This window comes from Neorhizobium sp. T7_12, assembly GCF_002968535.1.
Taxonomy (GTDB): domain Bacteria; phylum Pseudomonadota; class Alphaproteobacteria; order Rhizobiales; family Rhizobiaceae; genus Neorhizobium; species Neorhizobium tomejilense.
On sequence record NZ_PVBK01000010.1, the window covers coordinates 164,994 to 177,821 of the forward strand.

The window sequence follows — 12,828 nt, forward strand, 5'->3', positions numbered from 1 at the left end:
TCCTCCCTGTCGCGGTTTCGTCAGGCGACTGTCAGCGACAGCGCTCCGACGCCATCGATGCCGCAGGTGACCTTGTCGCCGCGCACCACAGCGCCAACGCCGGCCGGCGTGCCCGTCATGATCACGTCACCGGGGGCGAGGACGAACAGTTTCGACAGTTCGGCGATGATCTCCGGCAGTTTCCAGATCAGCTGATTGAGGTCGCCGGACTGTTTTCGCGCGCCGTTGACGTCAAGCCAGACGCTGCCCGCCGAGGGATGGCCGATTTTTTCGGCCGGGACGAGGGCCGAGACGGGCGCCGACTTCTCGAAGGCCTTGGCGGCCTCCCACGGACGGCTCATCTTCTTGGCGACATCCTGCAGGTCGCGGCGGGTGAAGTCGATGCCGACCGCGTAGCCATAGACCTTGGACAGCGCGTCCTCGACCGAAATATCGGCGCCGCCGCCCGAGAGCGCCACGACCAGTTCCACTTCGTGATGGACGTTGGAGGAGAGCGGCGGGTAGGGGAAGGTCTCGCCGTTATAGATGTTGTCGGCATTCTTCTGGAAAAAGAACGGCGGCTCGCGGGTCGGATCGCCCCCCATTTCGATCGCGTGGTCGGCATAGTTGCGACCGACGCAATAGACCCGGCGAACCGGAAAGCGCTCCGCCACTCCCTCGACCGGCAGAAGAACGGTTTCGGGCATGGGGATCACGGTCGCAAGCATGGAAGACATCCTGGGAAAACTGTGGGCACAGAGCGATAAAGACGGCGCCCTTTGTCTCCCAATTCGTTGATTAATCCTAGCGCTTTTTCAAGACCGCAGGAAAAGCTTGCGCCCTTCGGGCAACGATCCCGGACGCCAGAGAGTATACACCCCGACGATTGCCGGGGGCTCCGATCGAAGCGCCGTTGTGCGGACTTCATGTCTGGCTCGCTTCTCGCGCATAACGCGTCGGTGGCAATCCGACAACGCGGGTGAATGCGACGCTGAACGCGCTTGCGGAACTGTATCCGACACGTTCGGCAATCTCCTTCATGCCACCGTCGCCACGCCGCAGAAGGTTCTTCGCCAGAGCCATGCGCCACGAAAGCAGGTACTCCATCGGGGTGACGCCCATGGCGCGACGGAATCGATCGAAGAAGGCGGAGCGGGAGAGGGCGGCTTCCTGGGCCAGTTGCTCCACCGTCCAGTCCTTGGTCGGATCTTCGTGCATCCGACGGATCGCGACCGCCAGCCGTCCATCGGCCAGTCCGCGCAGAAGCCCGGGCGGCGCTGCGGTGCCTGCCGTGGATCGGAGCGCCTCGATGAGCAGAACTTCCAACAGGCGCGCCAGGATCATGTCCCGCGCAGGCCGCTGTTCGCGAGCCTCTTCGCGCACCAGCTTTACAAGGGTCGCAAGCCGTCTCTCGCCGCGAACGTGCACGAGTTGGGGCAGGAGCGACACCAGCAGGGCAGCGTCCGGCGACCCAAAGACAAATCGGCCGACCATCAGCCGGACGTCGGGCGGCCCATCCGGATTGCCATGTCTTATTTCGTCCGCGAACTGGGTGACGGTCAAGGGATCGAAGCCCTCCGACGGCATCGGTTCCAGGTTCGACATGCTGAAGCCATAGGCCGACGGGATCAGAACGAAGTCACCCTCCCGCAGGTCGATCGGTTCCTGTCCGTCGACGGTCAGGCGGGACGAACCTTCGAGGATCACGCAGTAGAAGGGCTGTCCCGTTTCCAGGCGCTGAACACACCAGGCGCCTGCGCCGCTGACGAGTTTCGTCGAGGGGACGCTGGGTTGGAGCAATGTAACCACTTCGGCGAATGGATCGACCATATCAGGACTTTCGCGAATGAGAACCGGACTTCTGATTGTAGTCAGTCCAGCCTCCGCGGTCTAGGTTTCAGGTGCTGCAAAACACATGAAGGAGCCGCCATGAAAACCGTTCTCATCACCGGTTGCTCGTCCGGATTCGGTCTGGAGATCGCCAGGTATTTCCTCGACCGCAATTGGAAGGTTATCGCGACGATGCGTTCGCCGCGCGAGGATATTCTGCCTTCCTCCGAGCACCTCGGGATACTCGCCCTCGACGTCACCGATCCGGAAAGCATTCGCCAAGCCGTCGACGCCGCCGGACCAATCGACGTGCTGGTCAACAATGCGGGCATCGGCTGGCTGAATGCCCTTGAAGGCACATCGATGGATATCGTCCGCGAGATCTTCGAGACGAACACTCTCGGGACGATGGCCGTGACACAGGCGGTCCTGCCTCAATTCCGGCAACGGAGAACCGGCGTCGTGGTGAATGTTGCGTCGAGCGTGACGTTGAAGCCGATTCCGCTGCTTTCCGTCTATACGGCAAGCAAGGCTGCGGTGGATGCTTTCACCGAGGTGCTGGCGCTGGAACTCCAGCAGTTCGACGTGCGGGTGCGCCTGGTACAGCCGGGAAGGGCGCCCGACACCCGTTTCGGGGATAACGCGCGGTCCCGCATGCAGGCTCAGGGCGGCTTCCTCGAGGCCTATGCCGGTCTGGTACAAAGGGTGTTCGCCGAATGGGAGCCGGAGCACTCGGCCGTCACCCGGCCACTTGACGTGGCCGAGGCAGTCTGGCTTGCGGCGACCGATCCGTCGTCGCCGGCTCGCATTCCTGCCGGCGCCGACGCCGTGGCACTGGCCGGCTGACACTGGCTGGCTGACACTGGCGCCAACTATCTTTCAAGCCCCACGAACCGGCTCGCCGCGGAGGCCCTTCCGCGGCGAGCCGGTCGCTGACCCGAGGTTGCATTTATTGCAGCAGCTCCGTCAAGCCGTAGAACGCCGCCGATATCGCGGCAGTTGCCGGCATGGTCACGATCCAGGCGATCACGATGTTGCCGGCGAGCCCCCAACGTACCGCCGAAACCCGTCGCGCGGCGCCGACGCCGACGATCGCTCCTGTGATCGTGTGGGTCGTCGAGACGGGAATGCCGAGCCAGGTCGCTCCGAACAGGGTCAGCGCGCCGCCAGTCTCGGCACAGAAACCCTGCATGGGGTTGAGCCTCGTGATCTTCGAGCCCATGGTATGAACGATCCGCCATCCGCCGAAGAGCGTACCGAGCGCCATTGCCGATTGGCAGGAGATCACCACCCAGAAGGGGACGTAGAACGTCGAGCCGAGATATCCCTGGCTGAACAGAAGCACCGCGATGATGCCCATCGTTTTCTGCGCGTCATTGCCGCCGTGGCCGAGGGAGTAAAGCGACGCGGAGATGAACTGCATCACGCGAAATGTCCGGTCCACCGCGAACGGCGTTTGCCGGACGAAGAGCCAGGAAACCAGGAGCACGAGCACCAGGGCAAGCAGGAAGCCGATGGCCGGCGAGAGGAAAATCGCACCTACCGTCTTCCCGAGACCGCTCCAGACAATCGAACTGAAGCCGACCTTTGCCAGGCCGGCGCCCACCAGCCCGCCGACGAGCGCATGCGAGGAACTGGACGGAATTCCGAAAATCCAGGTGAGAATATTCCAGATGATTGCCCCCATGAGGGCGGCGAAAATCACCTGGGGTGAAACGATCCCCGGATCGATGATGCCTGTGCCCAGCGTTTCCGCCACGTGCAGGCCGAAGAAAAGGAAGGCGATGAAATTGAAGAACGCCGCCCAGGCGACCGCATATTGCGGCCGCAAGACGCGGGTCGAGACGATCGTCGCGATGGAATTGGCCGCATCATGGAGACCGTTGAGGAAATCGAAGAACAGAGCGAGTGCGATCAGCCCGAAGAGAAGTGGCAAGGCGAGAGAGATATCCATCAAACGTTCTCGATAACGATGCCGCTGATCTCGTTGGCGACATCCTCGAAACGGTCGACGACCTTTTCCAGTTCGCCGTAGATCTCGCTGCCGATCATGTAGGCCATCGCGTCGCCGCTTGCGCCATGACGCCGGTACAGGTCTTTCAGGCCCTGGTCATGAAGGTCGTCCGACCGGCCTTCCACGCGGGTAATCTCCTCGGCGATCGCGGCAAGGCGGTGAGCATTGGAGCCCACCTTGTTGAGGAGGGGGATTGCTTCCGAAATGAGGTCCGCCGCCTTGACGATTTCGCCACCCATCTGCTGCATCAGCGGATCGAAGCCGGACTGCTCGAACAGCCGGATCGTCTTGACCGTTTTATGCATCATGTCGATCGCGTCATCCATCGACTGGATGAGGTCCTTGATGTCGCCGCGGTCGAAGGGCGTGATAAAACTCCGCCGGACGGCGAGAAGAACCTCCCGCGTGATGTCATCGGCCTCATTCTCCAATGCGACGATCAGCTCGCAGTTCTTCTCGATCTCGTTGCCCTTGAGGAGCTGGTCAAGCGCGTGGGCTGCTGCAACGACAGCTTTCGAATGCTGGGAAAACATTTCAAAGAAACTGTCTTCACGCGGCATCAGCTTCCGAAAAATACTCATCATACCGTGCGACCTTCCATGCGGCTGACTGTCATAAATGTGTCATAAACATGCTCGGGCAATTGAAGCAACACGCAAAATCGACAGTTTGATCCGCATGAAATCCACAAAAAAGCGCAGCAAGCCGCGACCGGACAGGTCCCAGACGCTGCTCAAGCAACTTGCGGCAGTTCCGGGAAGGTTATTCGCCGGCGCGTTTCACCAACAATATGGCGCCCTGTGTTTTCGATATCGGGGGGACGGTCCTCAAGTTGAGATCCTGGTGATCACCTCGCGCGAGGCCGGGCGGTGGGTCATCCCGAAAGGCTGGCCGATGAAGGAAAAAAAGCCATTCGAGGCCGCGGCCACCGAAGCCTGGGAAGAAGCAGGCGTGAGCGGTACGGTGAAGAAGAAGCCGGTGGGCCGCTATACCTACCTGAAAGAACTCGACAACGGCGATGTGGCCCCCTGTATCGTCGACGTGTTCCAGATCGAAGTCACGGAGGTCACGGGTGACTTCAAGGAACAGGGGCAGCGTATTCTCGAATGGGTCAGCCCTGATGAAGCGGCACGACGCGTTCGCGAGATCGAACTCAAGTCGCTGCTCGTCGAATTTGAGCCGCGGGGTCGCAAGAAGCGCAATCGCGGCTAATTCTGAACCTGATCGCCGGCGCTTTGGTAGGTGGTCCTGCTTTGCAGCAGCTCGCCTTGCCTTTCCAGAACCGGATAGGCCGTGGCTGCGACGAGGTGCGAATTGATCTGCTTGAAATCCCGCAACAGGTCCAGGTGCAGCGAGCTGGTTTCCGCCGTATCGAAATCGCCCTCGCGCAGCCGCTGGAAATGAGCGTTGGTTCCGTCGCGCTCCGCCCGCCGGAAGACGATTTTTTCGTCGGCGAGCATGCGTGCGACGCGCTCGTCCTGCGACATGAAAAGCGCAGCGGCGGTGCGCAGATTGGTCGAGAGGCGGTCCAGCAGACCGCTAAGCTCATGCTGCCCTTCCTTCGAAAAGGTCATGCCTCGGCGCAGTCTTTTGACAAGGTGGGGAAGCACGTTTTGGTCGACGACGTCGCCCGCGTGTTCCAGGCCGGTCGAGAACAGCAGAATCTCGTCAAGGCGCCTCCGATCGATATCGCTGAGTTCTTCCGGGTCGATGGACGTGAGGTACCGTTTGACTGCCGTATTCAGGCGGTCGAGGACGTTGTCCTTCCGCCGCAGTTCCGCCAGGGCGCGGCGATCGGTGCTCGTCAGGGCAGCCTTCGTCCCCGCCAGCATTTCCTCCAGCACGTCGACCAGCCGCAGGACTTCGCGTGCCGCTCCCTGCAGCGCGACGACCGGCGTTTCCTTGGCGGAGGGATCGAGATATCGCGGATGGCCGGGATCGCTTTCGTCGATCCGCCGCGGCAGCAGCCTGACGAGGGCGTTTGCGAAGGGCGAGAGGAACGGCATGAAGACGACCGCGACCACGAGATTGAATGCCGTGTGGAAATTCGCGACCAACCGGGCACCATCGCCCTCGATCTGGATCATCAGCGCCGTAATCGGAGAGAGAAGCGCAAACGCCGCCAGAACACCGAGGATCCTGGTAACCAGATTGCCGATCGGAAGCCGTCTGGCCGCAAGATCCTTCCCGGACTGCCCCTCGACAACCGGATTGATCGCCGTTCCCAGGTTGGCGCCGAGGGTCAATGCGAAGGCCTGGTAGGGATCGATCAGCCCCTGGCTTGCAAGTGACATAATGAGCAGGACCACCGCGACGCTGGAATGGGCTGCCCAGGTCAGCGCGGCCGCGAGCAGAAGGCTGAGGAGCGGTGTCGTCGAAATGGCTGAAAGAACCGCAGCGAAGACCGGTGTATCGGCATATTCCGTCAGCACATCGAGCAGTTGATGCAGGGCGAGCAGCATGAAGCCGAGCCCGATAAACACGCGACCGAGGTCATGGACCTGCGGATTTTGCGTACGGCGGAACATCAGGACGCCGAGCAGTATCAGAGCCGGTGATGCGGCGGCCACGTCGAAGGACAGGACTTGCACGATGAGCGTGCTGCCGACATTGGCGCCGAGCATGACGGCAAGGGCCGGGACAAGGTCGACCAGCCCGTCGGCCGCGAACCCCGACGCCATCAGCCCGGTCGCCGTGCTGCTCTGAAGAATTGCCGTGACGCCCAATCCGGAAAAAAACGCCTTTATCCTATTGTTCAGCGCGCGGCCGAGAAAAGACCTGAGATTGGGGCCGAAAGCGCGCTGGATGCCCGTCTGCACCATCCGCGTCCCCCATAGAAGGAGGGCTATGTGTCCGGCAATGGTGATGATTGCAATGATGAAGGGCATGGCATTTCCGTAAGTAATCAGCCGGATGGAGAATCGCACCGGCAGCGCAAGATGTTAGCCAGCTAACATAGTTGCCGGGATCTATTGCTTTTTCAAGGCTGAGGTCTGACCGGTAGGTATTGGGGGTCTACCATCCGGCATTGCCCGGAAAGCGGGAGATTTTTTTGAGACGAGGGGGTGTCGGGTTGGCAAAGTCTGGTTCGTCCTTAGAGTCGTCCATTCCACATTTCAAAAGGATCACGACCATGCCGAACACCATACGCCTGCATCGCGTTCTGGCAACCAGCCCGGAAAAGATCTATCGCGCGTTCATCGAGGCTGACGCGCTTGCCAAATGGCTTCCGCCCAACGGCTTTTTGTGCACTGTGCATCACTTGGAACCGAAAGTCGGCGGCCAGTTCAGAATGTCCTTCCGCAACTTCACGACCGGCAACAGCCATGCCTTCGGCGGCGAATTTGTTGAGCTCGTCCCAGGCGAACTTGTCCGCTACACGGACAAATTCGACGATCCCAACCTGCCGGGCGAAATGGAAGTCACGGTGACGTTGAAGAAGGTTTCGGTCGGAACCGAGGTGAATATAACCCAGGCAGGAGTGCCGGACCTCATCCCGCCCGAAGCCTGCTATCTCGGCTGGCAGGAGTCGCTGCGAAACCTGGCAAGGGTCGTCGAGCCCGAGATCAAGGAATAATCTATCATGACGGCGCAAGCCCGGGACCGGTTCGCGTTGGTGACTTTCGCGATCCGGTACGGGAAGCAGTTGCCTGCGGGAACAATCGCGGGCCTGTCTTGTTGACCTTCCGAAAGAGAAGGAAGTCATGCAACAGCCACCGACAGCATCCTCTACCGACCGGCAGCCTCCCGTGCCGCCGCGATCCAATCCGGTCTCCCCGGCCTCCGAAGCGCAATCAGATCGCCTGCCGGACGAGGGCCCCAGTCCCCATCCGCAGCAGAACGACGCGAAGCCGAAATATACGCCCGAGGATCTCGTGAAGAACTATGGCCTGAGTGCGCAGGAAGCGCAGCGTCTCATCGACCGGTTCGGAGCCTCCGCGGCGGAGCTCGATTTCATTCTGGCCGGGAAGGGGCGTCCCAAGAGGCATCGCCGGCAGGATATCGAACGCTCGGCCGAAGAAATCGCTTTCGGGTGAGCGTGCGGGTGGCAACATTCTTCAAGAGAAATACCCGTCTGGAACTTGAGCCCGATGCCCGGCGTTGGCGGATCTCCGAGGGAAACGGATCATGACGCTTTTCGGTTATCACGCCTCCCATGAACAGTTTTCACCAAGCGAGCTTATCGGGCATGCCCAGGCTGCGGAGGCAGCGGGCTTCGGAGCGGTGATGTCCTCCGATCATCTGACCCCATGGAGCGAGCGGCAGGGGCAGTCTGGTTTTGCCTGGGCGTGGCTGGGCGCGGCGCTCCAGGCGACACGGTCGATCCCGTTCGGGCTCATCACCATTCCCATGGGCTGGCGCTACCACCCGGCCATCACGGCGCAGGCCGCCGCGACGATCGCCGAAATGTTTCCCGGAAGGCTGCCGTGGATTGCGGTCGGCAGCGGGCAGGCCATGAACGAACATGTCACCGGCGAGCGCTGGCCTTCGAAGCGGGAACGGAACGAACGGCTACAGGCGGCGGTCGAGATCATCCGCGATCTGTGGTCGGGCAAGCTGGTCAGCCGGGAGCAGCCGATCAGGGTGGACGAGGCGCGTGTCCATACCCTTCCCGAAGAGCCGCCCCGCCTCGTTGCCGGCGCCTTGTCGCCCGAGACGGCGCAATGGGCCGGAAGCTGGGCCGACGCGCTGATCACCATCAATCAGCCGAAGGATAATCTGCGCAAGATCATCGACGGTTTCCGGCGCGGCGGCGGCGAGGGCAAACCGCTTTACCTGCAGACCCATGTGTCCATCGCCGGCTCCGATGACGAGGCGAGAGCAAACGCATTCGACCAGTGGCGGAGCAATGCAGTGACGGCGGCGGTCTCCGAAACGCTGCGCCTGCCCGAGGAATTCGACCAGGCGTGCGCCAATGTGCGGCCGGAAGACATGGATCAGCATGTGCGGATTTCCGCTGACCCGCGCCGGCATGTCGAATGGCTGGAAGCCGACGCCGCCATGGGCTTTGCAGAAATCTACGTCCACAATGTCGGACGCAACCAGCGCGAATTCATCGATCGCTTCGGACGCGAGGTTTTGCCTCACGTGAAGGCGGATAAACGCCACCGGAACGGGCGGTGACGGGTTGGCGTCGTCGCGTCCGGCGATGGGCCTCTGGCCGGAGTTAGGGCCGATGCCGAACTAAGTTCCGGCGCCATGGAACTACGATGGCTGACCCAAGTTGGAAGTGCTCAATCCAACCATCCCATTCACAATGACCTCAAGACCGAAAAGACGCCGCGTCTAGGCTTTCCAAGTGGCCCAGCCGGCGGATGGGGATCGGCTAGGTCCGTGGGTGAGGTGCTCATCCGGGAACACGTTCCGGTGTCCGGGCCTTCTCTTCTGGCGCATCAGAACAAGCCGGCCGGCTTGTCTCAGGCAAAGCCGGCGGCGGACGGTTCATTCGGATCCCAGTCGGGAAGCGTTCTCCCGCTCCCGCACTTCCTTCAGAAGCTTTTCGCGAGGCTTGCCGGAGAGCTTGCGACGCGTCCTTTCGACGGTCTCGTCGTCAACCTCGACCGGTCGCCCGCTGTCATCCGGCAGGCCGTCGGCGGTCTGGCCTATCGGCGCGTTCTTCGGCCTGTCATTCAGGCCCTCGGTCTGTTTTTCAGTGCTCATTTCAGCCTCCTTGGACCTTTCCAACAATCGACGGCCGGTTTTGTGCCCTGACATGCGGCCCTCGGAGGCCGAAAAGGAGTTTTTCTGCTGGTCCTGGAACAACCCGAGGAATGCATTGTTCGCGCTGATGCGAAAGGAGAATTGCATGAACAAGATCATTCTAGTGACTGCCATGGCAATGGTTACGACGTCGGCATTCGCCCAGTCCGCGGCGGAAAAATCAGGCGTCAATTCGCTTGCGGGCATCCCTCCGAAGACCCAGGATTTCGTCACCGAAGCTGCAACGAGCGACATGTTCGAGATCGAATCCAGCAAGCTGGCCGCCGAACGGGCCGACGCGGCGACGAAGACGTTCGCACAGCAGATGATCCAGGAGCATCAGAAGACCACGACCGAACTGAAGCAGCTCGTCGATGGCGGCAAGGTGAAAGTCAAGTTGCCGACGGCGATGACCGACGCGCAAAAGAAGTCGATCGCCAAGCTCAAGGGCTTGAAGGGCAAGGAGTTCACCGAGCAATATCATTCGGATCAGGAAGACGCCCATGAAGATGCCGTCGACCTGTTCAAGCGATATGGCAAGGAAGGTGAAAATGGCGATCTGAAGGCGTGGGCGGCAAAGACGGTCCCTGTGCTCGAACATCATCTGAAGATGGCCGAGGATTTGAACAAGTAATCGCCATTGCACGGGCTTGCGTCGACGGCTGTGGCTTATGCGGCGGCCGTCGAGGCCTGTGCGCAAACGAAGATAGTGGGGAAAGACCGGAGCCACGCCGCAGCCGTATTTGTGTTACCATTCCAGCGGTCTCAAAGCGGAAAGGTCGAATGCCCCTTCAGCGTGTCAGTTTTTATGTGCTTCTGGTCCTGGTGACCATTGCGTTCGTCGCAGTCGTCCTGCCGTTTTATTCAGCGATATTCTGGGCAATCGTCCTCGCCATCATCTTCTTTCCTCTCCATGCTCGTATCGAGGCCCGTCTGGGTGGACGCAGAAATGTTGCCGCGGCGCTCTCCGTCCTGATCTGCCTTTGCGTCGTCATCATTCCGGGGCTGATCGTCCTCAGCTCGCTCGTCCAGCAGGGCAATCTTCTCTATGGGCGCATCGACAATGGCGAGATCGATGTCCGGAGGTTTTTCCAGGAACTACAGGCATCGCTGCCCCTGTTCGTCCGCGGCTGGATCGAGCGGATCGAGCTGGAAGGCTTCGACACGCTTCGGGAACGTATTTCTGCGGCGCTGATGCCGGGCGGTGGTTTCTTTGCCGGACGCGCCTTGAGCCTCGGGCAGAACACCCTGCAGTTCTTCGTCACTTTCGGCGTCATGCTCTATCTGCTGTTCTTCATGTTCCGCGACGGGCAGGTGCTCGCCCGCACGATCCGAAAGGCACTGCCTCTCAGCAACGCGCATACCCGTCGCTTCACCTCCAAATTCACCGCCGTCATCCACGCGACGGTGCGGGGCAATATCATCATTGCCATCATCCAGGGTTCGATCGGTGGCGTCGCCTTCTGGGCGCTCGGCGTGGAGCCGGCCTTGCTGTGGGGCGTTCTGATGAGCGTCCTGTCGCTGCTGCCGGCGGTCGGTGCTGCATTGATCTGGATGCCCACTGCCGTTTATCTGGCGCTTGCCGGCTTTTGGGTGAAGGCCATCGTGCTGGTTGCGGTCGGCGCACTTGTCATCGGTCTGGTCGACAATCTTCTGAGGCCGCGCCTGGTCGGCAGAGAAACCAAGCTTCCCGACTATGTCGTCCTGATTTCCACCATTGGCGGCATTTCTCTGATGGGTATCAACGGGTTCGTCATCGGACCGCTCGTCGCCGCGCTGTTCATCGCCGCCTGGGGAATATTCGTCGAGGAGGAGGGCGTTGCCGATACCCAGTGAGGGCAACGACCTCTCCGTGCATTTTTAAGACGGCCTTCGGAACTTCCGTCTCCCTGAGGGGTTCGAAAGATTCGAACCATCATCATGGAGGTGAAGCCATGAGTGCTTCGGGTCTCACCGTCTTCGACAAGACGCTGCAAACCACCAACATATGGCTGGACGATCTGATGGCCGATCAGGGACCTGACCGGCAGCTTGCCTGGCATGTGCTGGGCGCGGTTCTCCACACGCTGAGGGATCGCCTGCCGATCGAACTGGCCGCACATCTTTCGGCACAACTGCCGCTTCTCGTACGCGGCGCCTATTACGACCGCTACGATCCCTCCAGGCAGCCGACCCGTTCCCGCTCGCTGGACGAATTCCTGGAACCGGTGAAGGCGGAGCTTTCATCGACGCGTCCGGTGGACGCGAAGGAGGCGGTGCGGTCGGTTTTCCGGGTGCTTTCCCATTATATCGATCCCGGCGAGGTGCGCAAAGTGCGCGAGGGACTGCCGTTGGAAGTCCAGGCGCTCTGGCCGGATCCGCAAAAACCGCACTGAAGGGTTCGGAAGGAGCGACCAATGACAATGACCCTCACCAGCCCGGCTTTCGCCGATGGCGAACGCATGCCGGACAAGTATACTCGCCTCGGGGAAAACCTGATGCCGCCTTTGAAATGGGGCGATGCGCCTGAGGAGGCCAAAAGCTTCGCACTGATCGTGGAGGACCCGGATGCACCGAGCGGGACCTTCCGCCACTGCGGTGTCTTCAATATCCCGAAGGACTGGAACCAGTTGGGCCAGAGCGCGGATACGGCGCCCGGCGGCGGTCCGCGTTTCTCCGCGAACGACTTCGGCAACGCCCGTTACGACGGGCCTCAACCGCCGAAAGGCCACGGCCTGCACCATTACCGGTTCCGTCTCGCCGCCCTCGACGTCCCAAGCCTCAAGGTGCCGGACAGCGCGGGCGTGGAGGCGATGTGGAAGGAGGCGCGCAGCCACATCCTCTCGGAGACCAGTCTCACCGGAACATTCGACGTCCACTGAACGAAGGAGGAAAGACCATGAAAGTGTCAGAGATCATGTCGCGCGATGTCGAGATCGCCAGTCCCCACCAGACCGTCGCCGAAGTCGCCAAGTGCATGGCCGACAGGCAGATCGGCTTTTTGCCGGTCGGTGACAACGACAAGCTCGTCGGAACGATCACCGACCGCGATCTGGTCATCCGCGGGCTTGCCGACGGGCTCGGAGGCGATGCGAAAATCCGGGAAGTGATGACGCGTGACGTAAAGTACTGTTTCGAAGACGATGATGTCGACGACGTGGCCCGCAACATGGGCAAGGTTCAGGTCCGCCGTCTTCCTGTCGTCAACCGCGACAAACGCCTGACGGGCGTCATTTCGCTCGGGGATGCCGCCCTTGCGGACGCCGCAGCCGCGGGAGCCGGATTGAAGAAGGTTTCCCGCCCGGGCGGCGCGCACGCCCACTGAC

At 61.2% G+C, this 12,828-nt stretch carries 16 protein-coding genes; 10 read left to right on the forward strand and 6 right to left on the reverse strand.

What is annotated here, in order from left to right; all coding sequences use genetic code 11:
- Nucleotides 1-20: 20 nt before the first annotated feature.
- Entirely contained in the window at nucleotides 21-707 is a 687-nt protein-coding gene (locus C5J26_RS20990; protein ID WP_105403528.1) for a fumarylacetoacetate hydrolase family protein, read from the reverse strand.
- A 196-nt stretch (nucleotides 708-903) separates the two neighbouring features.
- A complete protein-coding gene (locus C5J26_RS20995; RefSeq protein WP_105403529.1) occupies nucleotides 904-1,809 on the reverse strand; it encodes an AraC family transcriptional regulator in 906 nt (301 codons plus the stop codon).
- A gap of 99 nt (nucleotides 1,810-1,908) precedes the next feature.
- Between C5J26_RS20995 and C5J26_RS21000 the strand changes: the two genes are divergently transcribed.
- On the forward strand, nucleotides 1,909-2,655 hold the full coding sequence (locus C5J26_RS21000; RefSeq protein WP_105403530.1) for an SDR family oxidoreductase: 747 nt from the start codon (nucleotides 1,909-1,911) through the stop codon (nucleotides 2,653-2,655).
- Nucleotides 2,656-2,758: 103 nt separating this feature from the next.
- Here C5J26_RS21000 and C5J26_RS21005 read toward each other — a convergent pair whose 3' ends face one another.
- Together C5J26_RS21005 and C5J26_RS21010 are read right to left on the reverse strand one after the other, a co-directional pair.
- Nucleotides 2,759-3,763 carry an inorganic phosphate transporter gene (locus C5J26_RS21005; protein WP_105403531.1) on the reverse strand — a complete coding sequence of 335 codons (1,005 nt, stop codon included), beginning with the start codon at nucleotides 3,761-3,763 and terminating at the stop codon, nucleotides 2,759-2,761.
- A complete protein-coding gene (locus C5J26_RS21010; RefSeq protein WP_105403532.1) occupies nucleotides 3,763-4,407 on the reverse strand; it encodes a DUF47 domain-containing protein in 645 nt (214 codons plus the stop codon). The genes C5J26_RS21005 and C5J26_RS21010 overlap by 1 nt, the downstream gene beginning before the upstream one ends.
- A gap of 94 nt (nucleotides 4,408-4,501) precedes the next feature.
- Between C5J26_RS21010 and C5J26_RS21015 the strand changes: the two genes are divergently transcribed.
- The gene (locus tag C5J26_RS21015) at nucleotides 4,502-5,035 is read left to right on the forward strand and encodes an NUDIX hydrolase (RefSeq protein WP_105403601.1); all 534 of its coding nucleotides are present in this window, start codon (nucleotides 4,502-4,504) and stop codon (nucleotides 5,033-5,035) included.
- Here the strand turns inward: C5J26_RS21015 and C5J26_RS21020 are convergent.
- The gene (locus C5J26_RS21020; RefSeq protein WP_105403533.1) at nucleotides 5,032-6,711 is read right to left on the reverse strand and encodes a Na/Pi cotransporter family protein; all 1,680 of its coding nucleotides are present in this window, start codon (nucleotides 6,709-6,711) and stop codon (nucleotides 5,032-5,034) included. The two genes, C5J26_RS21015 and C5J26_RS21020, sit on opposite strands and share 4 nt — an antisense overlap.
- A gap of 245 nt (nucleotides 6,712-6,956) precedes the next feature.
- Here C5J26_RS21020 and C5J26_RS21025 point away from each other — a divergent pair, with 245 nt between their 5' ends.
- From C5J26_RS21025 to C5J26_RS21035, 3 genes are all read left to right on the forward strand, one after another.
- Nucleotides 6,957-7,400 carry an SRPBCC family protein gene (locus C5J26_RS21025; RefSeq protein ID WP_105403534.1) on the forward strand — a complete coding sequence of 148 codons (444 nt, stop codon included), beginning with the start codon at nucleotides 6,957-6,959 and terminating at the stop codon, nucleotides 7,398-7,400.
- A 127-nt stretch (nucleotides 7,401-7,527) separates the two neighbouring features.
- Nucleotides 7,528-7,860: a hypothetical protein gene (locus C5J26_RS21030; protein ID WP_105403535.1), complete on the forward strand. Its 333-nt coding sequence runs from the start codon at nucleotides 7,528-7,530 to the stop codon at nucleotides 7,858-7,860.
- A gap of 91 nt (nucleotides 7,861-7,951) precedes the next feature.
- Nucleotides 7,952-8,947: a TIGR03885 family FMN-dependent LLM class oxidoreductase gene (locus tag C5J26_RS21035; RefSeq protein WP_046666959.1), complete on the forward strand. Its 996-nt coding sequence runs from the start codon at nucleotides 7,952-7,954 to the stop codon at nucleotides 8,945-8,947.
- Between the two features lie 318 nt (nucleotides 8,948-9,265).
- On the opposite strand, the gene C5J26_RS21040 is transcribed toward C5J26_RS21035, so the two are convergent.
- Complete coding sequence (locus tag C5J26_RS21040) at nucleotides 9,266-9,484, reverse strand: hypothetical protein (RefSeq protein ID WP_105403602.1); 219 nt, start codon at nucleotides 9,482-9,484, stop codon at nucleotides 9,266-9,268.
- Nucleotides 9,485-9,629: 145 nt separating this feature from the next.
- On the opposite strand from C5J26_RS21040, the gene C5J26_RS21045 reads away from it, so the two are divergent.
- From C5J26_RS21045 to C5J26_RS21065, 5 genes are all read left to right on the forward strand, one after another.
- A complete protein-coding gene (locus tag C5J26_RS21045; protein ID WP_105403536.1) occupies nucleotides 9,630-10,157 on the forward strand; it encodes a DUF4142 domain-containing protein in 528 nt (175 codons plus the stop codon).
- A 149-nt stretch (nucleotides 10,158-10,306) separates the two neighbouring features.
- Nucleotides 10,307-11,359, forward strand: coding sequence for an AI-2E family transporter (locus C5J26_RS21050; RefSeq protein WP_105403537.1), 1,053 nt, complete (start codon nucleotides 10,307-10,309; stop codon nucleotides 11,357-11,359).
- A 98-nt stretch (nucleotides 11,360-11,457) separates the two neighbouring features.
- Nucleotides 11,458-11,898: a DUF2267 domain-containing protein gene (locus C5J26_RS21055; protein ID WP_105403538.1), complete on the forward strand. Its 441-nt coding sequence runs from the start codon at nucleotides 11,458-11,460 to the stop codon at nucleotides 11,896-11,898.
- A 21-nt stretch (nucleotides 11,899-11,919) separates the two neighbouring features.
- On the forward strand, nucleotides 11,920-12,384 hold the full coding sequence (locus C5J26_RS21060; protein ID WP_105403539.1) for a YbhB/YbcL family Raf kinase inhibitor-like protein: 465 nt from the start codon (nucleotides 11,920-11,922) through the stop codon (nucleotides 12,382-12,384).
- Between the two features lie 17 nt (nucleotides 12,385-12,401).
- On the forward strand, nucleotides 12,402-12,827 hold the full coding sequence (locus tag C5J26_RS21065; protein WP_105403540.1) for a CBS domain-containing protein: 426 nt from the start codon (nucleotides 12,402-12,404) through the stop codon (nucleotides 12,825-12,827).
- Nucleotide 12,828 lies beyond the last annotated feature (1 nt).

What these genes read in the sequence shown, in the direction of transcription:
- C5J26_RS21065 (WP_105403540.1), top strand. Translation starts at nt 12,402, where the DNA reads ATGAAAGTGTCAGAGATCATGTCGCGCGATGTCGAGATCGCCAGTCCC.
- C5J26_RS21060 (WP_105403539.1), top strand. Translation starts at nt 11,920, where the DNA reads ATGACAATGACCCTCACCAGCCCGGCTTTCGCCGATGGCGAACGCATG.
- C5J26_RS21020 (WP_105403533.1), bottom strand. Translation starts at nt 6,711, where the DNA reads ATGCCCTTCATCATTGCAATCATCACCATTGCCGGACACATAGCCCTC.
- C5J26_RS20995 (WP_105403529.1), bottom strand. Translation starts at nt 1,809, where the DNA reads ATGGTCGATCCATTCGCCGAAGTGGTTACATTGCTCCAACCCAGCGTC.
- C5J26_RS20990 (WP_105403528.1), bottom strand. Translation starts at nt 707, where the DNA reads ATGCTTGCGACCGTGATCCCCATGCCCGAAACCGTTCTTCTGCCGGTC.
- C5J26_RS21015 (WP_105403601.1), top strand. Translation starts at nt 4,502, where the DNA reads ATGAAATCCACAAAAAAGCGCAGCAAGCCGCGACCGGACAGGTCCCAG.
- C5J26_RS21030 (WP_105403535.1), top strand. Translation starts at nt 7,528, where the DNA reads ATGCAACAGCCACCGACAGCATCCTCTACCGACCGGCAGCCTCCCGTG.
- C5J26_RS21000 (WP_105403530.1), top strand. Translation starts at nt 1,909, where the DNA reads ATGAAAACCGTTCTCATCACCGGTTGCTCGTCCGGATTCGGTCTGGAG.
- C5J26_RS21005 (WP_105403531.1), bottom strand. Translation starts at nt 3,763, where the DNA reads ATGGATATCTCTCTCGCCTTGCCACTTCTCTTCGGGCTGATCGCACTC.
- C5J26_RS21055 (WP_105403538.1), top strand. Translation starts at nt 11,458, where the DNA reads ATGAGTGCTTCGGGTCTCACCGTCTTCGACAAGACGCTGCAAACCACC.
- C5J26_RS21050 (WP_105403537.1), top strand. Translation starts at nt 10,307, where the DNA reads ATGCCCCTTCAGCGTGTCAGTTTTTATGTGCTTCTGGTCCTGGTGACC.
- C5J26_RS21035 (WP_046666959.1), top strand. Translation starts at nt 7,952, where the DNA reads ATGACGCTTTTCGGTTATCACGCCTCCCATGAACAGTTTTCACCAAGC.
- C5J26_RS21025 (WP_105403534.1), top strand. Translation starts at nt 6,957, where the DNA reads ATGCCGAACACCATACGCCTGCATCGCGTTCTGGCAACCAGCCCGGAA.
- C5J26_RS21045 (WP_105403536.1), top strand. Translation starts at nt 9,630, where the DNA reads ATGAACAAGATCATTCTAGTGACTGCCATGGCAATGGTTACGACGTCG.
- C5J26_RS21040 (WP_105403602.1), bottom strand. Translation starts at nt 9,484, where the DNA reads ATGAGCACTGAAAAACAGACCGAGGGCCTGAATGACAGGCCGAAGAAC.
- C5J26_RS21010 (WP_105403532.1), bottom strand. Translation starts at nt 4,407, where the DNA reads ATGATGAGTATTTTTCGGAAGCTGATGCCGCGTGAAGACAGTTTCTTT.